This window comes from Cupriavidus sp. H39 (assembly GCF_050271075.1).
In the GTDB taxonomy this organism is placed as follows: Bacteria; Pseudomonadota; Gammaproteobacteria; order Burkholderiales; family Burkholderiaceae; genus Cupriavidus; species Cupriavidus necator_B.
Map to the genome: position 1 here is coordinate 901456 of NZ_CP189848.1, position 25153 is coordinate 926608.

General features: G+C 68.7%; 21 protein-coding genes. 7 read left to right on the forward strand and 14 right to left on the reverse strand.

Annotation, left to right across the window (positions count from 1 at the left end; translation table 11 throughout):
- Positions 1–8: 8 nt before the first annotated feature.
- The 3 genes from ACOCMH_RS19630 to ACOCMH_RS19640 are packed head-to-tail and all read right to left on the reverse strand — an operon-like array spanning position 9 to position 7900.
- Positions 9–3308 (reverse strand): efflux RND transporter permease subunit, encoded by a 3300-nt coding sequence (locus ACOCMH_RS19630; protein ID WP_427312619.1) that lies wholly within the window; start codon positions 3306–3308, stop codon positions 9–11.
- Positions 3305–6433, reverse strand: a complete 3129-nt coding sequence (locus ACOCMH_RS19635; RefSeq protein WP_427312620.1) for an MdtB/MuxB family multidrug efflux RND transporter permease subunit — start codon at positions 6431–6433, stop codon at positions 3305–3307. The genes ACOCMH_RS19630 and ACOCMH_RS19635 overlap by 4 nt, the downstream gene beginning before the upstream one ends.
- A 9-nt stretch (positions 6434–6442) precedes the next feature.
- On the reverse strand, positions 6443–7900 hold the full coding sequence (locus ACOCMH_RS19640; RefSeq protein ID WP_427312621.1) for an MdtA/MuxA family multidrug efflux RND transporter periplasmic adaptor subunit: 1458 nt from the start codon (positions 7898–7900) through the stop codon (positions 6443–6445).
- A 336-nt stretch (positions 7901–8236) separates the two neighbouring features.
- Between ACOCMH_RS19640 and ACOCMH_RS19645 the strand changes: the two genes are divergently transcribed.
- Together ACOCMH_RS19645 and ACOCMH_RS19650 are read left to right on the forward strand one after the other, a co-directional pair.
- A complete protein-coding gene (locus ACOCMH_RS19645) occupies positions 8237–8980 on the forward strand; it encodes a response regulator (protein WP_427312622.1) in 744 nt (247 codons plus the stop codon).
- Positions 8981–9031: 51 nt separating this feature from the next.
- A complete protein-coding gene (locus ACOCMH_RS19650; RefSeq protein WP_427312623.1) occupies positions 9032–10303 on the forward strand; it encodes an ATP-binding protein in 1272 nt (423 codons plus the stop codon).
- A gap of 100 nt (positions 10304–10403) precedes the next feature.
- On the opposite strand, the gene plsY is transcribed toward ACOCMH_RS19650, so the two are convergent.
- The 6 genes from plsY to ACOCMH_RS19680 all read right to left on the reverse strand — a co-directional run bounded on the left by plsY (position 10404) and on the right by ACOCMH_RS19680 (position 15027).
- Positions 10404–11012 carry a glycerol-3-phosphate 1-O-acyltransferase PlsY gene (gene plsY, locus ACOCMH_RS19655; RefSeq protein WP_427312624.1) on the reverse strand — a complete coding sequence of 203 codons (609 nt, stop codon included), beginning with the start codon at positions 11010–11012 and terminating at the stop codon, positions 10404–10406.
- Positions 11013–11125: 113 nt separating this feature from the next.
- The gene (locus ACOCMH_RS19660; RefSeq protein ID WP_427312625.1) at positions 11126–11617 is read right to left on the reverse strand and encodes an aminoacyl-tRNA deacylase; all 492 of its coding nucleotides are present in this window, start codon (positions 11615–11617) and stop codon (positions 11126–11128) included.
- A gap of 23 nt (positions 11618–11640) precedes the next feature.
- Positions 11641–12579: a site-specific tyrosine recombinase XerD gene (gene xerD, locus ACOCMH_RS19665; RefSeq protein ID WP_427312626.1), complete on the reverse strand. Its 939-nt coding sequence runs from the start codon at positions 12577–12579 to the stop codon at positions 11641–11643.
- A complete protein-coding gene (locus ACOCMH_RS19670) occupies positions 12576–13055 on the reverse strand; it encodes a methylated-DNA--[protein]-cysteine S-methyltransferase (RefSeq protein WP_427312627.1) in 480 nt (159 codons plus the stop codon). The genes xerD and ACOCMH_RS19670 overlap by 4 nt, the downstream gene beginning before the upstream one ends.
- A 228-nt stretch (positions 13056–13283) precedes the next feature.
- On the reverse strand, positions 13284–14252 hold the full coding sequence (locus ACOCMH_RS19675; RefSeq protein WP_427312628.1) for a tripartite tricarboxylate transporter substrate binding protein BugE: 969 nt from the start codon (positions 14250–14252) through the stop codon (positions 13284–13286).
- Between the two features lie 103 nt (positions 14253–14355).
- Positions 14356–15027, reverse strand: coding sequence for a chalcone isomerase family protein (locus tag ACOCMH_RS19680; protein WP_427312629.1), 672 nt, complete (start codon positions 15025–15027; stop codon positions 14356–14358).
- A gap of 180 nt (positions 15028–15207) precedes the next feature.
- Between ACOCMH_RS19680 and ACOCMH_RS19685 the strand changes: the two genes are divergently transcribed.
- Positions 15208–16101: an AEC family transporter gene (locus ACOCMH_RS19685; protein WP_427312630.1), complete on the forward strand. Its 894-nt coding sequence runs from the start codon at positions 15208–15210 to the stop codon at positions 16099–16101.
- 33 nt (positions 16102–16134) lie between these two features.
- On the opposite strand, the gene queG is transcribed toward ACOCMH_RS19685, so the two are convergent.
- Positions 16135–17349 (reverse strand): tRNA epoxyqueuosine(34) reductase QueG, encoded by a 1215-nt coding sequence (gene queG, locus ACOCMH_RS19690; RefSeq protein ID WP_427312631.1) that lies wholly within the window; start codon positions 17347–17349, stop codon positions 16135–16137.
- A gap of 16 nt (positions 17350–17365) precedes the next feature.
- On the opposite strand from queG, the gene tsaE reads away from it, so the two are divergent.
- A complete protein-coding gene (gene tsaE, locus ACOCMH_RS19695) occupies positions 17366–17878 on the forward strand; it encodes a tRNA (adenosine(37)-N6)-threonylcarbamoyltransferase complex ATPase subunit type 1 TsaE (protein WP_427312632.1) in 513 nt (170 codons plus the stop codon).
- Complete coding sequence (locus ACOCMH_RS19700) at positions 17872–19368, forward strand: N-acetylmuramoyl-L-alanine amidase (RefSeq protein ID WP_427312633.1); 1497 nt, start codon at positions 17872–17874, stop codon at positions 19366–19368. The genes tsaE and ACOCMH_RS19700 overlap by 7 nt, the downstream gene beginning before the upstream one ends.
- 66 nt (positions 19369–19434) lie before the next feature.
- On the opposite strand, the gene ACOCMH_RS19705 is transcribed toward ACOCMH_RS19700, so the two are convergent.
- Complete coding sequence (locus ACOCMH_RS19705; protein WP_427312634.1) at positions 19435–20460, reverse strand: bile acid:sodium symporter family protein; 1026 nt, start codon at positions 20458–20460, stop codon at positions 19435–19437.
- 104 nt (positions 20461–20564) lie between these two features.
- Between ACOCMH_RS19705 and ACOCMH_RS19710 the strand changes: the two genes are divergently transcribed.
- Complete coding sequence (locus ACOCMH_RS19710) at positions 20565–21482, forward strand: LysR family transcriptional regulator (protein WP_171514076.1); 918 nt, start codon at positions 20565–20567, stop codon at positions 21480–21482.
- Between the two features lie 15 nt (positions 21483–21497).
- Here the strand turns inward: ACOCMH_RS19710 and ACOCMH_RS19715 are convergent, their stop codons facing one another.
- Positions 21498–22277, reverse strand: coding sequence for a class I SAM-dependent methyltransferase (locus ACOCMH_RS19715; protein WP_427312635.1), 780 nt, complete (start codon positions 22275–22277; stop codon positions 21498–21500).
- Positions 22278–22437: 160 nt separating this feature from the next.
- Between ACOCMH_RS19715 and ACOCMH_RS19720 the strand changes: the two genes are divergently transcribed.
- The gene (locus ACOCMH_RS19720; RefSeq protein ID WP_427312636.1) at positions 22438–23247 is read left to right on the forward strand and encodes a helix-turn-helix transcriptional regulator; all 810 of its coding nucleotides are present in this window, start codon (positions 22438–22440) and stop codon (positions 23245–23247) included.
- A gap of 18 nt (positions 23248–23265) precedes the next feature.
- Here the strand turns inward: ACOCMH_RS19720 and ACOCMH_RS19725 are convergent, their stop codons facing one another.
- Entirely contained in the window at positions 23266–24024 is a 759-nt protein-coding gene (locus tag ACOCMH_RS19725) for a 3-hydroxyacyl-CoA dehydrogenase (RefSeq protein ID WP_427312637.1), read from the reverse strand.
- 192 nt (positions 24025–24216) lie between these two features.
- On the reverse strand, positions 24217–24882 hold the full coding sequence (gene adk, locus ACOCMH_RS19730; RefSeq protein ID WP_427312638.1) for an adenylate kinase: 666 nt from the start codon (positions 24880–24882) through the stop codon (positions 24217–24219).
- Between the last annotated feature and the right edge of the window lie 271 nt (positions 24883–25153).

Genomic DNA, 25153 nt, shown 5'->3' on the forward strand with positions numbered 1-25153 from the left:
CTGCATCACTAAACGGCGGCCGGCTGGTCAGGCGTGCCGGCGCCGCGACGGCGCTGGCGCCAGGCCTTGACCCGCAGGCGCCAGCGGTCCAGCGTCAGGTAGACCACCGGCGTGGTGTACAGCGTCAGCAGCTGGCTCACCACCAGTCCGCCGACAATGGAAATACCCAGCGGCGCGCGCAGCTCGGCGCCGTCGCCGCGGCCCAGCGCCAGCGGCACCGCGCCCAGCAGCGCGGCCATGGTGGTCATCAGGATCGGGCGGAAGCGCAGCAGGCAGGCGCGATAGATGGCGTCGCGCGGCGACAGACCCTCGCGCCGCTCGGCGTCGATGGCGAAGTCGATCATCATGATCGCGTTCTTCTTGACGATGCCGATCAGCAGGATCACGCCGATCAGCGCGATGATGCTGAAGTCGGTCTTCGACGCCAGCAGGGCCAGCAGCGCGCCGACGCCGGCCGACGGCAGCGTCGACAGGATCGTCAGCGGGTGCACGTAGCTCTCGTACAGCACGCCCAGCACGATATAGATCGTGATCAGCGCCGCCAGGATCAGGATCGGCTGGCTCTTGAGCGAATCCTGGAACGCCTTGGCGCCGCCCTGGAAGTTGGCGCGCAGCGTCTCCGGCGCGCCGATGCGCGCCATCTCGCGCGTGATCGCGTCGGTGGCCTGCGACAGCGAGGTGCCCTCGGCAAGGTTGAACGAGATCGTCGAGGCCGCGAACTGGCCCTGGTGGTTCACGCCCAGCGGCGTGCTGCTCGGCGTCACGTGCGCGAACGCGGCCAGCGGCACGCGCTTGCCATTGCCGGTGACCACATAGATGTCCTTGAGCGCATCCGGCCCCTGCAGGTATTCCTGGCTCAGCTCCATCACTACGCGGTACTGGTTCAGCGGATGGTAGATGGTCGACACCAGCCGCTGTCCGAAGGCGTCGTTCAGCACCGCGTCGACCTGCTGCGCAGTCACGCCCAGGCGCGAGGCCGCATCGCGGTCGATGATCACCGAGGTCTGCAAGCCCTTGTCGTTGGTGTCGGTATCGATATCCTCGAGCCCCTTCAGGTTGGACAGCGCCGCGCGCACCTTGGGCTCCCACGCGCGCAGCACTTCCAGGTCGTCGGACTGCAGCGTGAACTGGTACTGCGAACTGCTCTGGCGCCCGCCCACGCGGATATCCTGCACCGACTGCAGGAACAGGCTGGCGCCGGGCTCCTTGGCCAGCTTGCCGCGCAGCCGCGCGATGATGGCGTCGGCCGATTCCTTGCGCTCAGACAGCGGCTTGAGCGTGACGAACATCTGCCCGGTATTGCGCTGCGAGCCGCCGGTAAAGCCGGTCACGTTGACCACCGCCGGGTCGGACTGGACGATCCTGATGAAGCTGTCGAGCTTGCCGCGCATGGCCTGGAACGAGGTGGCCTGGTCGGCGCGGATAAAGCCGATCAGCCGTCCCGTATCCTGCTGCGGGAAGAACCCCTTGGGCACGATCACATACAGGTACACGTTCAGCGCGATGGTGGCGATCAGCACCAGCCACACCAGCGGGCTCAGCCGCAGCGCGGTCGACAACGAGCGCGCATAGCCGTCATGCAGCCACTGGAACATGCGCTCGGTGGCGCGGAAGAAGCGGCCCTGCTTCTCGGGCTCGGCCGGGCGCAGCAGCCGCGCGCACATCATCGGCGTGGTGGTCAGCGAGACCACCAGCGACACCAGGATCGCCACCGACAGCGTGATCGCGAACTCCTGGAACAGCCGGCCGACAATGCCGCCCATCATCAGCAGCGGAATAAACACCGCGATCAGCGACAGGCTCATCGACAGCACCGTGAAGCCCACCTCGCGCGCGCCGCGCAGCGCGGCGGCGAGCGGCTTCATGCCATCCTCGATATGGCGCGAGATGTTCTCCAGCACCACGATGGCATCGTCGACCACGAAGCCAGTGGCGATGGTCAGCGCCATCAGCGACAGGTTGTTCAGCGAGAACCCGGCCAGGTACATCACCGAAAACGTGCCGATCAGCGACACCGGCACCGCCACGCTGGGAATGAAGGTGGCGCGCACGTTGCGCAGGAACACGAACACCACCATGATCACCAGCGCTACCGAGATCATCAGCGTGTGCTCGACCTCGCGCAGCGAGGCGCGGATGGTCGGCGTGCGGTCCATCATCACGTCCATCGAGATCGCCGCCGGGATCATCTTCTGCAACTGCGGCAGCATCTCGTTGACGCGGTCGACAGTCTCGATGATGTTGGCGCCCGGGGAGCGGTTCAGCACCAGCAGCACCGACGGCTTGCCGTTGGCCGAGCCGGCATTGCGGATGTCCTGCACCGAATCGACCACATTGGCGACGTCGCGCAGCCGCACCGGCACCGCGAACGCATTCGGCCCGCTGGTGGCGCTGGTGCCGCCGGTGGCGCCGCTGGTGATGGTGGTGGTGCCGCTGCTGGTGGTCAGCGTGGTGACGGTGACGCCGTTGACCACCTTGGTGCTGACCCCGCCGCTGGCGGCGGCGTTGGCGGTGCTGGCGATCAGCGCGCCGGCCGATGCCGACGAGTACGTGCCGGGCGTGGCGTAGCGGATGATCAGCGGCATGTAGTCTTCCGCCTTCATCGCCTGGTCGTTGGCGTAGACCTGCCAGTTGCTGGCGGCATTCTCCAGCGTGCCCAGCGGCCGGTTGGCGTTGGTCGCGCTGATGGTGCTGCGCACGTCCTCGAGCGAGATGCCGTAGCGGTTCAGTGCGGTCGGGTTCAGCTCCACCCGCACCGCCGGCAGCGAGGCCCCGCCGATGGTGACCTGGCCCACGCCCTCGACCTGCGACAGCTTCTGCGCCAGGATGGTCGAGGCCGCGTCGTAGAGCTGCCCGCGCGTCATGGTCGGCGAGGTCAGCGCGATGATCATGATCGGCGCGTCGGCCGGGTTGACCTTGCGGTAGGTCGGGTTGTTGGGCAGGCTGGTCGGCAGCGTCGCGCGCGAGGCGTTGATGGCCGCCTGCACGTCGCGCGCGGCGCCGTCGATATTGCGCGACAGGTCGAACTGCAGCGTGACCCGGGTCGAGCCGAGCGAGCTGCTGGAGGTGATCTCGGTCACGCCGGCGATGGTGCCGAGCGCGCGCTCGAGCGGCGTCGCCACCGTCGCGGCCATGGTTTCGGGGCTCGCGCCCGGCAGCGACGCCGATACCGAGATAGTGGGGAAGTCCACCTGTGGCAGCGGCGACACCGGCAGCAGCCGCAGCGCGGCCAGCCCGGCCAGCAGGATGCCGAGCGTCAGCAGCGCGGTCGCGACCGGCCGGTGGATAAAGGCGGCGGACAGGTTCATCGCTGGGCCGGCTCCTCGCCGGTTCCGCCTTCCTCAGGATCGCCGAAGCGGCGCTTGCGCCAGCCCTTCACACGCGTCGCCACGCGGTCGAAGGCCAGGTAGATCACCGGCGTGGTGAACAGCGTCAGCACCTGGCTGACCAGCAGCCCGCCGACCATGGTCACGCCCAGCGGCCGGCGCAGCTCGCTGCCGATGCCGGAACCCAGCATCAGCGGCAGCGCCGCCAGCAGCGCCGCCATGGTGGTCATCAGGATCGGGCGGAAGCGCAGCAGGCAGGCCTGGAAGATCGCGTCGCGCGGGCGCATGCCGCCTTCGCGCTCGGCCTCGAGCGCGAAGTCGATCATCATGATCGCGTTTTTCTTGACGATGCCGATCAGCAGGATGATGCCGATGATGGCGATGATGCCCAGGTCCTGCCCCGCCACCAGCAGCGCCAGCAGCGCGCCGACGCCGGCCGACGGCAGCGTCGACAGGATCGTGACCGGGTGGATGGTGCTTTCATACAGCACGCCCAGCACGATATACATGGTCACCACCGCGGCCAGGATCAGCCACAGCGTGTTCGACAGCGACGCGCGGAACGCCAGCGCCGCGCCCTGGAAGCTGGTCTGCATCGAGATCGGCAGACCCAGTTCATGCTCGACCTGCGTGATCTTGTCGACCGCCGCGCCCAGCGATTCGCCCGGGGCCAGGTTGAACGAGATCGTCGCCGCCGGGAACTGCCCCTGGTGGTTGATCACCAGCGGCCCGGTGCGCTCGGTGATGCGCGCGAACGCGCCCAGCGGCACCTGGCCGCCGGAAGAGGAGGGCAGGCGCAGGTCGGCCAGCGACTGCGGGTTCTTGCGGAATTCCGGCATGGTCTCGAGCACCACGCGGTACTGGCTCGACTGCGTGAAGATGGTCGACACCAGCCGCTGGCCGAAGGCGCTGTACAGCGCGCTGTCGATCACCGCGGTGGTGATGCCGAAGCGCGCCGCGGCGTCGCGGTCGATATCGACATAGGCGCGCAGGCCGTTGTTCTGCTGGTCGCTGGTGACGTCGCGCAGTTCGGGCTGCTGGCGCAGCCGCTCCACCAGTTTCGGCACCCATGTGGCCAGCGTGGCAGGATCAGGATCCTCCACCGTGAACTGGTACTGCGTGCGCGAGACCTTGTCCTCAATGGTCAGATCCTGCACCGGCTGCGTGTACAGCGACACGCCGCCCAGGTCATGTACCGCCTGCTGCAGCCGCTGCGTGACCACGTCGATGGGATCGCGCTCGCCCTTGGGCTTGAGGTTGATCAGCATGCGCCCGGCATTGAGCGTGGTGTTGGTGCCATCCACGCCGATGAACGACGACAGGCTGGCCACCGCCGGGTCCTGCATCACCACCTTGGCCACGGCTTCCTGCTTGCGCGCCATGGCGCTGAACGAGGTGGTCTGCGCAGCTTCGGTGATGCCCTGGATCACGCCGGTGTCCTGCACCGGGAAGAAGCCCTTGGGCACCAGCAGGTACAGCAGCACGGTCAGCGCCAGCGTCGCCACCGCCACCACCAGCGTGGCCTTCTGGCGATCCAGCACCCACTCCAGTCCGCGCCCGTAGCGCGCGATCACGTCGTCGAAGAAGCGGCCGGTGGCGCGGTGGAAGCGCGACAGCTTCTCTTCCGGCACGTGGTGCAGCAGGCGCGCGCACATCATCGGCGTGAGCGTCAGCGACACCACCGCCGAGATCAGGATCGACACCGCCAGCGTGATCGCGAACTCGCGGAACAGCCGGCCGACCACATCGCCCATGAACAGCAGCGGGATCAGTACCGCCACCAGCGAGAACGTCAGCGAGATAATGGTGAAGCCAATCTGCCTGGAACCCTTCAGCGCCGCCTGCATCGGGGAATCGCCTTTTTCGATGTAGCGCATGATGTTCTCGATCATCACGATCGCGTCATCGACGACGAAGCCGGTGGCGATGGTCAGCGCCATCAGCGTCAGGTTGTTGATCGAGAAGCCGGCCAGGTACATCACGCCGAAGGTGCCCACCAGCGACAGCGGCACCGCCACGCCGGGGATGATGGTGGCGGGGATATTGCGCAGGAACAGGAAGATCACCAGCACCACCAGCGCGATCGCCAGCAGCAGCTCGAACTGCACGTCCTCGACCGAGGCGCGGATGGTGGTGGTGCGGTCGGTCAGCAGTTGCACATGGACCGAGGCCGGTAGCGCATTCTGCAGCTGCGGCAGCAGCGCCTTGATGCGGTCCACCACCTCGATCACGTTGGCGCCCGGCTGGCGCTGGATGTTCAGCACGATCGCGGGCTTGTCGTTGGCCCATGCGGCCAGGCGGCTGTTCTCGGGGCCGTCGACGATCTCGGCCACGTCGGTGATGCGGATCGGCGCGCCGTTCTTGTAGCCCAGGATGATCTGGCGGTATTCGTCGGCCGAGCGCAGCTGGTCGTTGGCGTCGATGGTAGAGGCGCGCGCCGGGCCGTCGAAGCTGCCCTTGGCGCCGTTGACGTTGGACGCGCCGATGGCGGTGCGCAGGTCGTCGATCGACATGCCCAGCGACGCCAGCGCGGCCGGGTTGGCCTGGATCCGCACCGCCGGGCGCTGGCCGCCGCTGATGGTGACCAGGCCCACGCCCTGGATCTGCGAGATCTTCTGCGCCACGCGGGTATCGACCATGTCCTGCAGCTTGGGCAGCGGCATGGTGTCGGAGGTCATGGCGATGGTCATGATCGGCGCGTCGGCCGGGTTGACCTTGCTGTAGACCGGCGGCATCGGCAGGTCGGACGGCAGCAGGTTGCTGCCGGCGTTGATGGCGGCCTGCACCTCCTGCTCGGCCACGTCCAGCGGCAACGTCAGCTCGAACTGCAGCGTGATCACCGAGGCGCCGCCGGACGAGGATGACGACATCTGCTTCAGGCCCGGCATCTGCCCGAACTGCCGCTCCAGCGGCGCGGTCACCGACGAGGTCATCACGTCCGGACTGGCGCCGGGGTAGAGCGTGGTGACCTGGATGGTCGGGTAGTCGACCTCGGGCAGCGCCGACAGCGGCAGCAGCCGGTACGCCACCAGCCCGGACAGCAGGATGGCCAGCATCAGCAGCGCCGTGGCAACCGGGCGCTCGATGAAGAGGCGTGAGGGGTTCATGCGCGGTCCTTACTGCTGCGGGCCGCGCGCGCCTGGCACGCTGGCGCCCGCTTCGCGGTGGCGGCGGTGTTCGCCCTGCGGCGCCGAGGCCCCCGCGGCCGCGCTGGCATCGGCATGCGCGCCGCTGGCGCCGCCGGCGCCGTCGCGCTGGCGCCGCCCGCGTGCGCGCGGCTGGCTCGCCGGCACCACCGCCGCGGCGCGCGCGGCCGGGTCGACCGCCTCGACCGTCATGCCTTCCTTGAGCCGGTCGGCGCCGTCGATCACCACGCGCTGGCCGGGCTCCAGGCCCTTCAGCACGGCGTTGCGGCTGCCATCGCCAGGGCCGAGCGTGACCACCTGCACCTTGACCTTGCTGGCCTCGTCCACGGTGTAGACAAAGGTGCCCTGCTGGCCGCGCTGGATCGCCGCGACCGGGATCACGGTGGCATCCCTGAGCGTGTCCACGCGGGTGCGCACGTTGACGAACTGGTTGGGGAACAGCATGCCGTCGGCATTGGCGAAGACCGCCTTGAGCTTGACCGTGCCGGTGGTGGTGTCGATCTGGTTGTCGGTGGTCAGCAGCGTACCTTCGCCCAGCTGGTTGCGCACCTGGCGGTCCCAGGCCTGCACCGGCAGTTTCTCGCCGGCGTTGAGCTTCTTCAGCACCGAGGGCAGGTTGTCCTCGGGGATGGTGTACATCACCGCGATCGGCTGGATTTGCGTGATCAGCGCGATGCCATTGGTGTCGCTGGTATTGACGATGTTGCCCGGATCGACCTGGCGCAGGCCGATGCGGCCCGACACCGGCGCGACGATCTTCGTATAGCCGAGCTGCAGCCGCGCGTTGGCGACATTGCCCTGGTCGGTCTTGACCACGCCCTCGTACTGGCGCACCAGCGCGTCCTGGGTGTCGACCTGCTGCTTGGAGATCGAGTCCTGGCCCAGCAGGGTGCGGTAGCGCTGCTGGTCCAGCCGCGCGTTCTGCAGCAGCGCCTGGTCGCGCGCCAGCTGGCCCACGGCTTGGTCGAGCGCGGCCTGGAACGGGCGCGGGTCGATCTCGGCCAGCACGTCGCCGGCCTTGACCATCTGGCCTTCCTTGAACAGCACCTTGAGCAGCGGCCCGGACACTTGCGCGCGCACGGTGACGTTCGAGACCGGGGTCACGTTGCCCAGCCCGTTCAGGACCACGTCCATGTCGCGCTGGACCACGGTGGCTACCACCACCGGAGAGCGCGGCATGCCGGCGCGCCCGCCCGGGCCGCCGGGACCTCCCGCCGCGGGTCCGCTGGCGCCGCCGGGGCCCCCGGCGACGCCTTTGGGGGCGTCGCCGCGGTGCGCATACCAGTACCAGCCGCCCCCGGCCAGCAACAGCACCAGCAGCCCGGCATACAGGCGGCGCCGGTTCCTGCGCGGGGTGCCTGGCGGCAGGGGTGGGCGGGAAGACGGGGAGGGGGAAGGGTTAGGTTGGCCTGGTTCGGGGTGGGACATGTCCGCAATCCTGGGAACGGCGCGCCCGGGCGCGCCGTAATGTTCTGCTGGCAAGTGGCGATGCCGCAGTATGCCGCATCGCATGGGCGCAGGCCGGCCTCGCGGGGAAGCGGGTCCAAGGGGCCGCAAGCGTGCCGGCGTGTGCCGTGCGGCGCGCATGGGGCGGCGCCGCCGGCGAGTCATGCGGCAAGGATAATGTGCGGACGCGGACGCCCGTATTTCGGTGGCCGGCCGATTTATTACAGAGGATTACCAGGACCCCGGGTGTAACCTGCGGAAACAAAACCGTCCGGCCCCGCCGGCGTATGTGGCGCCGGGGCTGACTATCATGTGCCTATGCGAACGAACCAGCCTACCCAGATCCTCGTCGTCGACGACGATCCCGAACTGCGCGATCTGCTGCGCGAATACCTGACCCAGCAGGGCTTCGCCGTCTCGGTGATGCATGACGGCGACGGCCTGCAGGCGCGCCTGGAGCGCGAGCGGCCGGCGCTGATCGTGCTGGACCTGATGATGCCCAAGGTCGACGGCCTGACCGCGCTGCGCAACCTGCGCGCCAGGAACGACGATATCCCGGTGATCCTGCTCACGGCCCGCAGCGACGAGATCGACCGCATCGTCGGCCTGGAGATCGGCGCCGACGACTACCTCGGCAAGCCGTTCTCGCCGCGCGAACTGCTGGCGCGCATCAATGCCGTGCTGCGCCGCAAGCTGGCGCGCCCGGCGGCGGCGCCCGAAGACCGCGAGTCGGTCGCGTTCGGCCCGTTCCGCGTCAACTTCCGCCAGCGCACGCTGTTGCGTGCCGGCCAGCCGCTGTCGATCAGCGATACCGAGTTCGCGCTGCTCAAGCTGCTGCTGATGCATCCGCTCGAAGTGCTGTCGCGCGAGCGCATCGTCGAGCTGATGTATGGCAGTGCCAGCGGCATCAGCGACCGCGGCATCGACGTGCAGATCTGGCGCCTGCGCCGGCTGCTGGACGAGGATGCGCAGCGCCCGCGCTATATCCAGACCGTGCGCGGGCGCGGCTATACCTTCGTGCCCGATGAAGCGGAAGAGATTCCGGCGGGGCTCCCCGAATAATGGCTGCGCCCGCCACGCGCTGGCGCCGTTAGCCACCAGAACTGCCTTCCAATGAAGTTGCGACGTATCGATACCCTGTTCGGCCGCATTGCGCTGCTGATCGCCGCGGTGCTGGTGATCAGCCATTTCTCGTGGCTCGCCATCCTGCGCATGGACCGCCGCCAGCAGCAGGTCGACTATTCCGTGGAGCAGATGCTGTTCCAGCTCGACAGCATCGAGCGCGCGCTCGACGCGCGCCCGCCGGCGAAGCTGCCGAGCCTGGTGGAGACCGCCAATACCGCCGATGCCGACGAGCACGCCACCGTGCCAAAGGGCGGGCGCTCGCGCCGGCTGGTCGAACAGTTTATCCGCAGGCTGCCGCAGGGCACCGAGATCCGCCTGGAGGACGAGACCACGCCGCGCATCTGGATCAAGCTGCCGGACCGCGCCAACTGGATCGCCATGCCGATCCTGTGGGTCCACAACCCGCCGCCGGACAACCGGCTGGTGCCCGGCGTGATGCTGGTGGTGGGCGTGGCGATCGTGTTCGCTGTGCTGATCGCGTGGCAGATCCAGCGCCCGGTGCGCGACATGGCCAACGCCGCCGCGCTGCTGTCGCGCCAGCACGCGGTGCCGCCGCTGCGCGAGCGCGGCCCGCATGAGCTGCGCCAGCTGATCGAGCGCTTCAACCGCATGGTGGCCGACCTGGCGCGCATCGACCAGGAGCGCAACACCATGCTGGCCGGCATCGCCCATGACCTGAAGACGCCGCTGGCGCGCCTGCGGCTGCGTGCCGAAATGCTCGCCGATCCGAAAGCCGCCGCGGGGGTCACGCGCGACGTCGAATCGATGGCGGCCATCGTCGAGCAGTTCCTGAGCTTCGCGCAGACCAGCGAGTCGACCGCGCGGCCGGTGCCGGTGGACCGGCGCGTCAACGAGCTGGCCGCATCGCTGGCCGAGCAGGAGCGCCAGGTAGTGCTGTCGCTGGAGGCGGGCGATGGCTTCCGCATGATCGCCACGCAGCTGGACCGCATCGTCGGCAACCTGGTCGACAACGCCTACGCCTACGGCAAGCCGCCGGTCTGCATCGCGACCTCGCGCACGCCGGATGGCTACATGCTGGTGGTGGAGGACCAGGGCGACGGCATTCCCGATGGCGACAAGGAACGCGCCACGCTGCCGTTCGTGCGGCTGGACCCGGCGCGCGGCGGCAATGCGCATTCGGGGCTGGGGCTGGCCATCGTCGACCGGCTGGTGCGGCAGGCGGGCGGCAAGCTCAACCTGGTGAATGCCGAGGGGGGCGGGCTGCGGGTGGAAATGGTGTTCGGGGCGGGGGTGGTGTGATGAACGCTGGTTTGCCCCCCTCTCACGCAAGCGGGAGAGGGAGTACGCCGCGGGGGTGCTGATGTGGTCAGCCGTTGCGTTTGCCAGTGGGCTGCATGCTTCAAACCTTCTTCTTCTCCCCGATCCGGCTTTCCTTGCCCGCCAGCAGCTTGGCGATGTTCTGCCGGTGCCGTGCAATCAGCAGCACGCTGATCATGAAGATCGCGCCGGCCATCACATCGACGCCGTTCATCAGCACGTGGAAGAACGGCGCGAAGATCGCCGCCACCAGCGCCGCCAGCGACGAATAGCGGAAGAAGAAGGCGATGATCAGCCAGGTGGCCAGCGTGCCGAGTCCCAGGACCGGGTTGATCGCCAGCAGGATGCCGGCCGCGGTGGCCACGCCCTTGCCGCCGGCAAAGCGGTGGAACACGGGGAACAGGTGGCCCAGGAACACCGCCAGCGCCACCATGGCGAGGCCGGTGTCGTTGAGGCCATGCGCCGGCCCGAAGCGCGCCGCCAGCCAGACCGCCAGCCAGCCCTTCAGGGCATCGCCGATCAGCGTCAGGATCGCGGCCTTCTTGTTGCCGGTGCGCAGCACGTTGGTGGCGCCGGGGTTGCCCGAGCCGTAGGAGTGCGGGTCCGGCAGCCCCATCAGCTTGCTGACGACCACAGCGAAGGAAACAGAGCCGATCAGGTAGGCGGCAAGGGCAAAAAGCAGATTGGCCATGTGGAGTGGGATGTTTGCAGGCTGGCGCGATTGTAGCGCGGCGGGGGCCGCCGCCACGACCGTGATTTCTCCGATTGGCGTGGAGGCTTCCCTCGAGCTGCCGCCAGTCAGGCTCAGTCGGGCAGCGCGCACTGCACCGGCTGGGCGTCTAGCAGCGCGGGCAGCAGCTTCGGGTCCAGGCTCACCAGGTAGCCGCGGCGCCCGCCGTTGATATAGATGCGCGCCAGTTCGAGCACGGTCGCTTCCACATACACCGGCATGCGCTTCTTCGTGCCAAACGGCGAGGTGCCGCCCACCAGGTAGCCGCTATGCCGCTGCGCCACCTCGGGCTTGCACGGCTGCACGCTCTTGCGCCCGGTCTGGCGCGCCAGGTTCTTGGTCGAGACCGAGCAGTCGCCGTGCATCAGCACCACCAGCGGCTGCGCGCGCTCGTCTTCCATGATCAGGGTCTTGATCACGTCATGCTCGGGCACGCCAAGTTGGCGCGCCGACTCGCCGGTGCCGCCGTGCTCGACATAGGCATAGGGGTGCTCGCCGAAGGCAACGCCATGCTTGCGCAGGGTTTGCGTGGCGGGAGTTTCCGAAACGTGTCTGGACTTGCTCATGACAGTGGCCGCCGCCCCGGCGTTCAGCCGCGCGGATGGTGCTGCTGGTGCAGCTCGCGCAGGCGTTCGCGGGCGACGTGGGTATAGATCTGGGTGGTTGAGATGTCGGCGTGCCCCAGCAGCAGCTGCACCACGCGCAGGTCGGCGCCGTGGTTCAGCAGGTGCGTGGCGAAGGCATGCCGCAGCGTGTGCGGTGACAGCGGCGCGTGCACGCCGGCATCGCGCGCATGGCGCTTGATCAGGTGCCAGAACGCCTGCCGCGTCATGCCTTCGCCGCGCTGGGTGACGAACAGCGCATCGCAGGCACGCCCCGCCAGCAGCGCGGGACGCGCGCTGGCCAGGTAGCGGCGCAGCCAGTCGCCGGCCTGCTGGCCGAACGGCACCAGCCGTTCCTTGTCGCCCTTGCCCCCGACCACGCGCGCCACGCCCTCGTTCAGGCCGATCTCGATGGTCTTCATCTGGGTCAGCTCCGACACGCGCAGCCCGCTCGCGTACATCAGCTCGAGCATGGTGCGGTCGCGCAGCCCCAGCGGCGTGCCGGTGTCAGGCGCTTCCAGCAGCGCGTCGACCTGGGGTTCGGTCAGGGTCTTGGGATAGCGCGGCGGCTGCTTGGCCGGGCGCAGCAGCAGGCAGGGATCGGTCTGCACCAGGTGCTCGCGCAGCGCCCACTGGTAGAAGCGGCGAAACACCGCCAGGCGCCGGTTCGCCGACGACGCGCGGGTCTGCGTGTGGCGCGCGCTGAAGTACGCCGACAGCGCGCCGTCGTCAGCGCCCAGCAGCTCACCGCGGCGTTCGTGCTGCAGCCAGCGCGCCAGCAGCGTCAGGTCGCGCCGGTAGGCGTCGATGGTGTTGCGCGAAAGCCCGTCTTCGAGCCACAGCGCGTCGCAGAAGCGGCTGACCAGGGCCACGTCGGCATCGCTGGGGACGGCGGCGAGCTCGGCTGCCGGCGCGGCGCCGCTCATATCAGCATGGCGCCCTCATGGCGCAGCAGCCAGCGTTTGACGTCGAGGTAGAAGCCGTCTTCGGCATGGTGGGAGAAACCGCCGATGCCGCGCGCGGACACCACGCGATGGCACGGTATCAGTATCGGGAAAGGATTTTGTCCGCAGGCCTGGCCGACCGCGCGCGGCATCGCGCCGATGGCTTCGGCGATGGTGCCGTAGGTGGTGGTGGCGCCGCGCGGCACGGCACAGATGGCCTGCCACACGCGCTGCTGGAACTCGCTGCCGGCCGGGGCCAGCGGCAGGTCGAAAGCGGTGTCGGGATCGTCGTAATAGGCCGCCAGTTGCGCGGCGAGCCGCTGCGTCAGCGCATCGGCCGGCGCATGCGCCTCGACGTGCCCGGGAAGGTACACGATGGCCCGGATGCACGCCCCGTCCGTGCGCACGCCGATCTTGCCGAACGGGGCGGTAAGGATGGCGTCGTAGTTGGCGGGCATGGCGGTCGGGCTGGGGCGAATGCTGGATTTTAGTGCTTTTTGGCGGGCGCAGAAAAAAAGGCCGCCTCGCGGCGGCCTTCGGGCAGTTGGGCTTCGCTTGAGGTGGCTTCCAGCTAAACCACCCCTCACCCCGACCCTCTCCCCGTGAGGGGAGAGGGAGAACACCTTGCTCAGGCGAGCTCCGGCGGCTTGGGCGCGCTCAAAACCGCGCAGCCCGTTTTGCTTTTTTTACTGCTCCAGCTTGATGTTCTGCACCTTCACCAGATTCTTCATCTTGTCGAATTCCTTCTTGATTTCCGCCGCGTGCTGCGCCGGGGTGTTGCCCGACGGCTCGGCGCCGGCGGTGCGCAGGCGCTGCTGGAAGTCCTTGTCCTGCAGCGCCTTGACGGCGGCTTCGTTGAGCTTCTTGATGATCTCGTCAGGCGTGCCCGCCGGTGCCACCAGGCCGTACCAGGCCGGATCGTTCGGCTCCTTCAGGCCCATCTCGCCGAAGGTGGGCACATTGGGCATCGATTCCAGGCGCTTGTTCCAGGCCACCACGATCGGACGCAGCTTGTTGGCCTTGATGTAGGGCATCGACGACGGCAGGTTGTCGACCATGATCGGCACCTGGCCGGCCAGCACGTCGTTCAGTGCCGGGCCCGCGCCGCGGTACGGGATATGGACCATGAAGGTCTTGGTCGAGACCTTGAACTGCTCGCCCAGCATGTGGCCGAAGCCGCAGGTGCCCGACGACGCGTACGAATACTTGCCCGGGTTGGCCTTCAGCACGGCCAGGAACTCCTTGTAGTCCTTGGCCGGGAAGTTCGGGTTCACCGCGATCACGTTGGCGACGTTGGCCAGGTTGGTGATGGGCTTGAAGTCCTTGATCGGGTCGTACGACAGCTTGGGGTTGCAGGCCGGGTTCACGGCCATGGTCGAGACCGTGGAGATGCCGATGGTGTAGCCGTCCGGCGCCGCCTTGGCGATGGCGTCGGCGCCGATCGAACCGCCCCCGCCGGCGCGGTTTTCCACCACCACCGGCTGGCCCAGGATGCGGCTCATCTGGTCCGCCGCGCCACGGCCGACGATGTCGGTGGTGCCGCCCGGTGCGAACGGAATGATCAGGCGGATCGGCTTGGTGGGGTAGCTCTGGGCTTGCGCCGCGGTGGCGGCGGCCGCCAGGGCCAGGGTCAGTGCGAGTTTGCCAGCTTGCATGAGATCATGTCTCCCGTCAGAAATCCGGGCAGGGTGCCGCCCGGAAGCAAAAAAACCGTCGCAGTGCCACAGGTCGGGCGGTGCGCCGGCAGCGTAATCTGGTTCAGCCGCCCAGCAGGCCGCGCTTGACCCCGGCGTCGGCCGGGCGTTCGCCCAGGAACACCCGCAGCACGGCCTGGTAAAAATCTTCGCCGGGAATCGGCCGGCCGCGCGGGGTGCCGTTGATGGCGATGACCGTCCCCGTCTGCGGCGAAAAATCCAGGTTGATGACGTCGCCCTTGTGCGCGGTGCCGATCTCGCCCAGGGTGCGCTCGAACTGTACCAGCCGCGCTGCCAGCCCCTGCATCTGCGCCTCGCTGTGGTTGTCGCGCATGCCCTGGCGGATCGCGCGCACCACCGCCGGCGGCTCGGTCTCGCGCAGGATGCGCAACTGTAGCCGCTTGGCCCCCGGCGTGCCCAGTACCAGGGCTGCGTTGCGGGCCTTTTCCTGCAAGTACAGTGCGGCCACGTAGCCCTTGGTCAGGAAGCCGGTGCGCAGTGCCGCGCCATTGAGTTGCAGCTCCTTGCCGCCCACGCGCGCCGCATCGTCAAAGCGCATGCCTTCGATCTCGAGCGCGCGCGCCGGCCCGGGTACGGCGTGCACCGCGGCGGCGGCGCCGAGCGCCGCCAGCACGACGGCCAGGCGCAGGCGGCGGCCCTGCCGAAGGCCAGGGCGGAAGCGGGAGCGGAACAGGGTGTTCGCGCGCAGGCGCGCGCAACGGATGCGGGACAACATGGCGGCAGGCGTACAACTTGGCATGCCATGCTGCCCGAAATCTGGAAAAATACCTATCCGTATCTGCCCTAGTCTGCACATTCCGGCTTTCTTGCCGTTATCTCTCCCCTGCCGCCGTTTCCACGCGACGGCAGCAAGGGCCGCCGCAGCGCCATGCCACCACTACAACAACAACGCTAGATGTCTTCCGCCCTCCTGCTGGTCCCGGACTTCAGCCTGATCCTGATCGGCTGGCTGCTGGTGCGCTATTCCCCCTTCGACCGCGCCTTCTGGGGCGGGGTGGAGCGGCTGGTCTACTTCGTCCTGTTCCCGGCGCTGCTGCTGCAGTCGACCAATACCGCGGTGCTGGATTTCTCGTCGACCTCGGCCATGCTGGGCCTGGCGCTGCTGGTGCTGGCCACCGGCATAGCCGGCGGCTACGCCGTCAAATGGGTGCTGCGCCCGGACGCGCTCAGCTTTGCCTCGGGCCTGCAGACCGCGTTCCGCTTCAATTCCTATATCGGGCTGGCGCTGGCCTCGCGGCTGGGCGGTTCCGAAGGGCTGGCGCTGATGGCGGTGATCGTCGGCTGCACCGTGCCGTTGTGCAATGTGGCTGCGGTGTGGGCGCTGGCCAGGCATGGCCAAAGCACGCTGTGGAAGGAGCTGGCGCGCAACCCGCTGATCCTGGCCACCGCGGGCGGCCTGGCGACCAACCTGATGGGGCTGCACGCGCCCGAGGTGCTGGGCATGACGCTGAACCGGCTGGGCTCGGCGTCGACCGCGCTGGGCCTGATGACGGTGGGTGCGGGGCTGCAGATGAGCGGTGCCACCGGCACCGCCGGGCCGGTGGCGTGGTGGACCGGGGTCAAGCTGGTGGCGATGCCGTGCGTGGCATGGCTGGTGGGCCGGCACCTGCCGCTGACCGCGCTGCAGTATCAGATCGTGGTGCTGTACGCCTCCCTGCCCACTGCCTCCAGCGCCTATATCCTGGCCGTGCGCATGGGCGGCAACGGGCCGATGGTGGCCGCGACCATCTCGCTGATGACGGTGGCGGCGATCGTCACCACGCCGCTGTGGCTGGCGCTGGTGAGCTGAACGATCGCCGGGGCGGCTGGGCTAGAACCCGGTTCAGCCGTCCTGCTCCGCCGGCGGGCCGCCCTGCGCCAGGGCCCAGTCGATATGCTCGCGCACCAGCGGCGTGGCGCTCTCGCGCCGCGCCAGCAAGGCCGCGCGGATGCGCGCGGCCAGTGCCGCGTCTTCGGCGCGCGTGCCCGACAGTGCCGCGCGCAAGCTGTTGCCCAGCCCCACCGCCAGGTTGCGCAGCCAGCGTTCATGGCCGATGCGGCGGATCGGGCTGCCTTCAAGGCGCTGGTTGAATTCGGCTTCGGTCCACGCGAACAGCGCGACCATGTCGGGCGCGTCCAGCCCGTTGCGCACATCGAAGTCCGGCACCGTGGCCACGTGCGCGAACTTGTTCCACGGGCAGGCCAGCTGGCAGTCGTCGCAGCCGTAGACGCGGTTGCCCATCGGCGCGCGGAATTCCACCGGGATCGCGCCCTTGTGCTCGATGGTGAGATAGGAAATGCAGCGGCGCGCATCGAGCCGGTAGGGGGCGACGATGGCGCGCGTGGGGCAGATGTCGAGGCAGCGGTGGCAGTTGCCGCAATGGTCGGACTCGGGCGGATCGGCTGGCAGCGGGATGTCGACCAGGATCTCGCCGAGGAAGAACATCGAGCCGCCGTCGCGGTCCAGCAGCAGCGTATGCTTGCCGCGCCAGCCGAGTCCGCCCTGGCTGGCCAGCGCCACTTCCATCACCGGGGCCGAATCGGTAAAGACGCGGTAGCCGAATTTGCCGATCTCGGCCTCGATCCGGCTGGCCAGCTGCTGCAGGCGGCTGCGCAGCACCTTGTGATAATCGCGCCCGCGTGCGTACAGCGACACCACCGCGGTGGCCGGGTCGTCCAGCCGCGCCAGCTCGTGGCGGCGCCAGTCGGCGGCATCCGCGTGCGCGCCGGCGGCCGCAATGTACGGCATGCGAGCCACGATCGCGCGCACCGTGCCGGGCACCAGTTCTGCCGGACGGGCGCGCCGCAAGCCGTGGTTGGCCATATAATCCATGTCGCCGTGGTAGCCCTGCGCCAGCCAGGCCAGCAGTCCCGGCTCGGCGTGCGCGAGGTCGACATCGGCGATGCGCACCGAGGCAAAGCCCAGCGCCGCGCCCCATGCGCGGATCGACGCGGCCAACGCCGCAAGCTCCCCGGGGCCCGCGGCCGCATGGCCGGTGGTGTCTGGAACGGGAGTGGGCGGCGTATCCGCCTGCCCGGGGGCGACTCGGTCGATCATTCCTGAATTGTACGCAATGCCCTTGCTCGAAGAACGCACCCTGACGCTGCCCGACGAAGCCGCCACCGCGCGCCTGGGCGCCGCGCTGGCCGCCGCGGTGCAGGCCATGCCGCCGCGCACGGTCCATGTGCAGCTGTCCGGCGACCTGGGCGCCGGCAAGACCACGCTGTCGCGCGCCGTGCTGCGCGCGCTGGGCCACGCGGGCAAGGTCCGCAGCCCGACCTATACCCTGTGCGAGCCCTATGACGTCGCCCGCGCCGACGGCTCGCCACTGACGGTCTACCATTTCGACCTGTACCGCTTTGCCGACCCCGAAGAGTGGCTCGACGCGGGTTTTCGCGACTGTTTCGCCGAACCGGCCTTCAACCTCGTCGAGTGGCCGGAAAAGGCCGGGCGCCTGCTGGGGGAACCGGACCTGCACGTGTTGCTCCAATCGGACATGGCCGGCGCGGATGATGCCGGCGAGCGGCGGACCGCGATGATGCGCGCCTATACTCCCACTGGACTTACCTTGCTGAACGCATGCTGATCAAGCGACTTGCCACCGACCGCCCCGATGGACCCGACGGCCTGCTGCAGGCGCGCCGCAAATGGATGGCGCAGGCGCTGAAGCTGGGCGCCGGCACCGCCGTCCTGACGCTGGCCGGTCCCCAGATCGCGTTCGGCGCCGGTATTGTCGCGGTGCGCGTGTGGCCGGCCGAGGACTACACCCGCGTCACCATCGAATCCGATGCGCCGTTGGCCGCCGTGCACCAGATGATCCGCGACCCCGACCGGCTGGTGGTGGACATCGACGGCCTGGACCTGTCGCCGACGCTGCGCGAGCTGGTGGCCAAGATCACCCCCAACGACCCCTATATCCAGACCGTGCGCGTCGGCCAGAACCGCCCGCGCGTGGTCCGCATGGTGTTCGACCTGAAGGAAAACGTGGCGCCGCAGGTGTTCACGCTGGCGCCCATCGGCAGCTACCGCAACCGGCTGGTGTTCGACCTGTACCCGGTCAACCCGCCCGACCCGCTGTGGAAGCTGGTGCGCGACACCGAGGAAAAGCAGCGCCGCTTTGCCACCTCCGACCCGGCGCCGGGCGCCGAGGGCATCGCCGGCGCGCCGGCCGGCGCGGAAGAAGACGCCATCGGCGCGCTGGTGCGCCGCTTCGACGAGAAGGGCGAGGTGCCGCCCACCACCGCGCCGCCGCCGGTGGCCGCGGCCCGGCCCAAGCCCTCGGCACCGCCGGTGCCGGCCCCCAGTGCCCCCGTGGTGCCCCCGGTCGCGCGCGACAATCCCACCGCCGAGCGCCCCTTCAAGATGCGCCGCCTGCTGACCGTGGCGATCGATCCCGGCCACGGCGGCGAAGACCCGGGCGCGACCGGCGCCGCCGGCTCGCGCGAGAAAGACGTGGTGCTGCAGATCGCGCACCGGCTGCGCGCCAAGATCGATGCGCAGCCCAATATGCGCGCGATGATGACGCGCGACGCCGACTTCTTCGTGCCGCTCAATGTGCGCGTGCAAAAGGCGCGCCGGGTGCAGGCCGACCTGTTCGTATCGATCCACGCCGATGCCTTCCTGTCGCCCGAGGCGCGCGGCGCGTCGGTGTTCGCGCTGTCCGAGCGCGGCGCGTCGAGCAGCGCGGCGCGCTGGCTCGCCAACAAGGAAAACGCCTCCGACCTGATCGGCGGCGCCAACATGGGCAACAAGGACGCGCAGGTGGCGCGCGTGCTGCTGGACTTGTCGACCACCGCGCAGATCAACGACAGCCTGCAGGTCGGCAAGGCCGTGCTGGGCGAGATCGGCGGCATCAACAAGCTGCACAAGGGCAGCGTCGAACAGGCCGGGTTTGCGGTGCTGAAGGCGCCGGATATTCCGTCGATCCTGATCGAGACCGCGTTTATCAGCAATCCGGAAGAAGAGCGCAAGCTCAACGACAACGCGCACCAGGAGCAGCTGGCCAACGCCATCCTGAAGGGCATCCGCGCTTACTTCGCGCGCAATCCGCCGCTGTCGAAGAATCCGTCGGTCTGAGCCGTCGCGCTCGCGGCGGGCACAAAAAAACCGGGGCATGCCCCGGTTTTTTCATGGCGGCGCGCGTCAGGCCCGCGCTGTGGCCTGGTCCTCCAGCAAGGCATCGCGATTGGCATAGCGCGACGCGATCACCGAGCAGACGATCAGCTGCAGCTGGTGGTAGACCATCAGCGGAAGCACCAGCAAGCCCAGCGCAGGATGGCCGGCGAACAGGATCTTGGCCATCGGGATGCCGTTGGCCAGGCTCTTCTTCGAGCCGCAGAACACCGCGGTGATCTCGTCCTCGACCGAAAAGCCCAGGCGGCGCGCGGTCAGCGTGGTGAAGCCCAGCACCACGAACAGCAGCACCGCGGCGATCGCCATCACCGCGCCGATGGTCTGCCACTGGTACTGGTGCCACAGGCCTTCGGCGGTGGCGTCGCAGAACGACGAATAGACGATCAGCACGATCACGCCGCGGTCGATCTTGTTGGTGATGTGCTTCTTCTTGGCCAGCCAGTTGCCGATCAGCGGACGCAGCAACTGCCCCAGCGCGAACGGCAGCAGCAGCTGCAGCGCCACGCCGGTCAGCGCCTTGCCCAGCGGCATCGACGCGCCGCTGGCGCTGATCACCAGCCCCATCAGCAGCGGTGTCACCAGCATGCCGATCAGGCCCGAGATGGTGGCATTGAAGATCGCACCCGAGACATTGCCGCGCGCCATCGAAGTCATGGCCACCGACGACGACACCGTCGACGGCAGCGCGCACAGGAAAAACACGCCCAGCAGCAGGTCGGGCGGCAGCGTATTGCGCAGCGACAGCATCAGCAGCGCGCCCACCACCGGGAACACCACGTACGTGAACACCTGCACGAACACATGCAGGCGCCAGTGCTTGGCGCCCGCGACCAGCTTGTCGCGCGACAGCGCCGCGCCGTGCAGGAAGAACACCAGCGCCACGCCCAGGCTGGTGACCACGCCCAGTTGCAGCGGGCCATCGCCGGTGCCGAGTTCCGGCGCGGCCAGCGCGATGGCGATGGCCGTCAGCATGACGAGCACAAAGCCGTCGATCAGGTCATAGAGCTTCTTGAGATTGCGGACAATACGGGACATGACTGCGGGTGAAATCCTGCGGTGTAAGGGTTTTGCCTAGTATTGGACGCTAGCCGGGTCTAGAATGCAAATTCATTTATAGAATCTATTTATCCGCTTGTTGCATGAATTACACATTGCGCCAGTTGCGCGTGTTCCTGGCCGTGGCCAACAGCGGCGGCTTCAGCCGGGCCGCTGACGCGGTCGGCCTGACCCAGCCAGCCGTCAGCCGCGGCGTGGCAGAGCTGGAAGACGCGCTCGGCGTGCGGCTGCTGGATCGCACCACGCGCGAAGTGGTGCTGACCGAAGCCGGCCATGCGCTGGCGCCGGCGCTGGAGCGCCTGCTCGGGCAACTGGACGACACGCTGGAAGAAACCCGGCAGCTGGGGGAACGCTATCGGGGTCGTGTAGTGATAGCGGGGGCGCCGACGATCTCCGCCCGGCTGATGCCGCTCTACGTGGCCGCCTGCGCCGCGCAATATCCGGAGATCCGCCTGACCGTGCGCGACAACGTCCAGGCCGACGGCCTGGAACAGGTTCGCGCCGGCGCGGTGGACTTCGGCGTGCTGATAGATCCGCTGGTGCGCGACGGGCTGCTGGTCGTGCCGGTGGCGACCGATCCGTTCTGCTTTGTGTGCCGGCGCGACCATCCGCTGGCGCAGGCGGATTCGGTGCCGTGGTCGGCGCTGCACGGCTTGCGGCTGGTGCTGCTGGACTTTGCCTCGGGCAGCCGGCCGCTGATCGACCGCGTGTTCGGCCGGCACGGCGTGGCGCCGCAGGTGGTGCAGGAACTGGGCCATTCGGCCAGTGTGTTCGGCATGGTCGAGGCCGGCATCGGCGCTTCGGTGCTGCCGTCGTTCTCGCTGCCGTTGCCGGCGGCGTCGCCGCTGGTGTGGCGGCCGCTGGTACCGCGCGAGGAACGCAGCATCGTCATGGTGCGGCGCGAGGATCGTTCCCTGTCGCCGGCCGCGGCGGCGGTGTGGGAGCTGGTGCGCCGCCTGACGGTGCGGGCGGAGGCGCCAGCCGTCAGCGCCGCGGCCTGAGCCGGGCGCGTCCGGTCACCGCGCGGTGACCATGACCGCTTCCAGTTCAAAGCTGCCGTCTTCCTGCACGCGATAGTGCTCGCGCACTTCGGCCGGCGCCACCCGCCACAGGTGCCGGATCGCGTCCACCGCCACCGCTGGCGTGCGCATGCGTTGCACCCAGCTGTCGAACGCGATGCCGATGCGCCAGATCTCCGATACCGCGATGGCCTCCGCGGCAAAACCCGCGGCTTCGAACATCTCCCGCCAGCCGGCCGGGGTGTAATCGCGCACGTGCGAGGGATCGCGCAGCAGCTCGACCGATTGCAGCCAGGTATCGCGCAGCGGGTCCGGCGCGCCGGCGATATCGATCATGACCACCTTGCCGCCGGGCTTGAGCACGCGTCGGATTTCGGCCAGCGCGGCCGGCACATCGCGCCAGTGGTGCGCGCTCATGCGCGACACCACCGCGCAGAAGCTGGCATCGTCGAACGGCAGCTGCTCGGCCGCGCCCTGGCGGGTGCGGAGATTGGACAGCCCGCGCTCGCGCGCCGCGGCCTCGACCACGGCCAGCATGTCGGCCGACAAGTCGTAAGCGGTGACTTCGCCCGCCACTGCAGCGGCGGCGAAGCTGGCATGGCCGGCGCCGCAGCCCAGGTCGAGCACGCGGCTGCGCGGGCGGTTGGCCGCGGGAATGAGCGCGGCCAGTTCGTCCTTCAGTTGCTGCAGGTCCGCGCCGCTGGCGTGGACCGCGCTGGTGAGATAGGCGCTGGCGGTGGCGCCGAATTGCGCGGCGACGAGTTCCTGTTGCTGCATGGTGCTGGGCTCCTTGGGCCGCGGCCGAATCAGGTCGGGCTGGCGGTCTTGTTGTCTGGGGGAGGGACTTGCCCGCGAGGCGGGTACGGCATACTGTAGGCGGGCCATTTTCCCGGTACAAGTCACCGCTTTATCCTGGTATAAGCGCCACCAGCCTGCCATGTCGCCACTCGCTCAGCTTGCAGATCCCTCATCCTCGCCAGCATCGCGCGAAGCCGTGCTCGGCGCCTTCCTGCGCGCGCACCGCGAACGCCTGGCGCCGGCGGACGTGGGCCTGGCACCCGGCCAGCGCCGCCGCACCCCTGGCCTGCGCCGCGAAGAGGTCGCGCAGCTGGCGGGACTGAGCACAACCTGGGTGACATGGCTGGAGCAGGGCCGGCCGGTGGCGCTGTCGGCACGCGCGCTCGCCAGCCTCGCCGCGGCGCTGCGGCTGTCGCGCGCCGAGCGCGCCTACCTGTTCGAGCTGGCCGGCCGGCGCGACCCGCAACACGCCGCCGGCGAGCCGGTGCCGCCCGCGGTGCTGGCCAGCGTGCATGCCATCGACGGACCGGCTTACCTGCTTGACCGCCAATGGACCGCGCTAGCCTGGAACGGCGCGGCTGCGGACCTGTTCGCCGGCTGGCTCGACGCCGCCAGCACCGAGCGCAACCTGCTGCGCGCCATGTTCCTGTCGCGGGCGCTGCAGGCGCTGGTGCAAGACTGGCCGCACCGCGCCGCCCGGCTGGTGGCGGAGTTCCGCGCGCACAGCATCCGCCACGCCGAGGCGGCGCCGACACGGGCGTTGATCGAGGGATTGATGGCAGAGAGCGCGGACTTCCGCGCTGCCTGGCTGTCGCAGGACGTGGAAGACCGCGAGGGCGGGCGCCGCGGCTTCCGCCATCCGCGCCAGGGTGCGCTGCAGTTCGAGCAGGTCACGCTGGTGCCCGCGGCGGCGCCAGGGCTGATGTTGGTGATGCTGCTGCCCGGTTGAGCGGGCAGCAGCGAGCCATTACTTGGGCTGCATCCGGATCGCGCCGTCCAGGCGGATCACCTCGCCGTTGAGCATGGTGTTCTCGATGATCGAGCGTGCCAGCTTCGCATATTCGGCGGGCCGGCCCAGCCGCGGCGGGAACGGCACCATCTTGCCCAGCGCGTCCTGCACCTCCTGCGGCATGCCCAGCAGCATCGGCGTCTCGAACAGGCCCGGGGCGATGGTCATGCAGCGCACGCCATCGCGCGACAGATCGCGCGCGATCGCCAGCGTCATGCCGACCACGCCGCCCTTGGACGCGGCATAGGCGGCCTGCCCGATCTGGCCATCGAAGGCGGCCACCGAGGCGGTATTGATGATCACGCCGCGCTCGCCCTCGCTGTCCGGGGTGTTCTGCACCATCGCCGCGGCGGCCAGCCGGATCATGTTGAAGGTGCCGACCAGGTTGATGCGGATGGTCTTGTCGAAGGCGTCGAGCGGATGCGGGCCATTCTTGCCCACGGTCTTGTTGGCCGTGGCGATGCCGGCGCAATTGACCAGCCCGGCAAGGCGGCCAAGGGACTGCGCCGCCGCGACCACGGCCTGGCCATCGGCTTCCGAGGTCACGTCGCAGCGCACGAACCGGCCCCCGATCTCGCTGGCCAGGGCCTGGCCGGCGGCTTCGTTCAGGTCGGCAATGACGACCCTGGCGCCTGCTTCCGCGAGCAGGCGGGCCGTGCCCGCACCCAGGCCGGAAGCGCCGCCGGTGATGATGAATACGTTGTCCTTGATTTCCACGTTGGTGTCTCCTCGGGGGGTGGTTTCCGTTTACGTAAACGTCAATATTGTACGGAGCAAGGCCCGGCATGCAAGGGCTATCAAGGGTGGTTTCGGGTAGGAGAGGGGCATAAGGCGCGGTGATACCCGTCAACCAAAATGAAAAAGCGGCCGGAAGGCCGCTTTTTCATTGCTGCGCTGGCGAACAGGCGATTACTTCAACGCCTCGAACACCCGCGCGGTGATCTCGTCGACGTTGCCGACGCCCAGGATCTTGCGGTACTTCGGCGGTGCCACCTTGGCCGCGGCGTCGCCCTTGGCGGCCCAGTCCGAGTAATAGTCCACCAGCGGACGGGTCTGCTGCGAGTAGACGTCGAGACGCTTCTTGACGGTTTCTTCCTTGTCGTCGTCGCGCTGGATCAGCGGCTCGCCGGTCTCGTCGTCGACGCCCGGCGCCTTGGGCGGGTTGTACTTGAGGTGGTAGGTGCGCCCCGATGCCACGTGCACGCGGCGTCCGCTCATGCGTTCGATGATGGCGTCGAACGGCACGTCGATCTCGAGCACGTAGTCGATCGCCACGCCCGCTTCCTTCATCGCCTCGGCTTGCGGAATGGTGCGCGGGAAGCCGTCGAACAGGTAGCCGCCCTTGCAGTCGTCCTGCTTCAGGCGGTCCTTCACCAGGCCGATGATGATGTCGTCCGACACCAGTCCGCCCGCGTCCATGACCTTCTTGGCTTCCACGCCCAGCGGCGTGCCGGCCTTCACCGCGGCGCGCAGCATGTCGCCCGTGGAGATTTGCGGAATGCCGAACTTCTCGCAGATGAACTTGGCTTGCGTGCCTTTGCCGGCGCCAGGCGCGCCCAACAGGATCAAACGCATTTACGGGTCCTCAGAGTTTTTAATCCGGTATGGCGGGAGATCAGAAGGAGGGTAACGCCGTAACTTGACGCAAGACTTACTGCGGTCCCGGTGCGTGCTGACTGCGTTCAGCGCGGGCACGGCTCAGGCGTACCCACGCGTACGGCCGGCGGCGGCTGCCAGGTGGATGGCGGCGCGGCGCACCGGACGGGCTCTATCTTTATCTCCCCACCGAGCCTTGGCCGGCGGCGCGATTGCTCGTGCCAGCGGGGCGGCTCTGTATCGGCAAGCA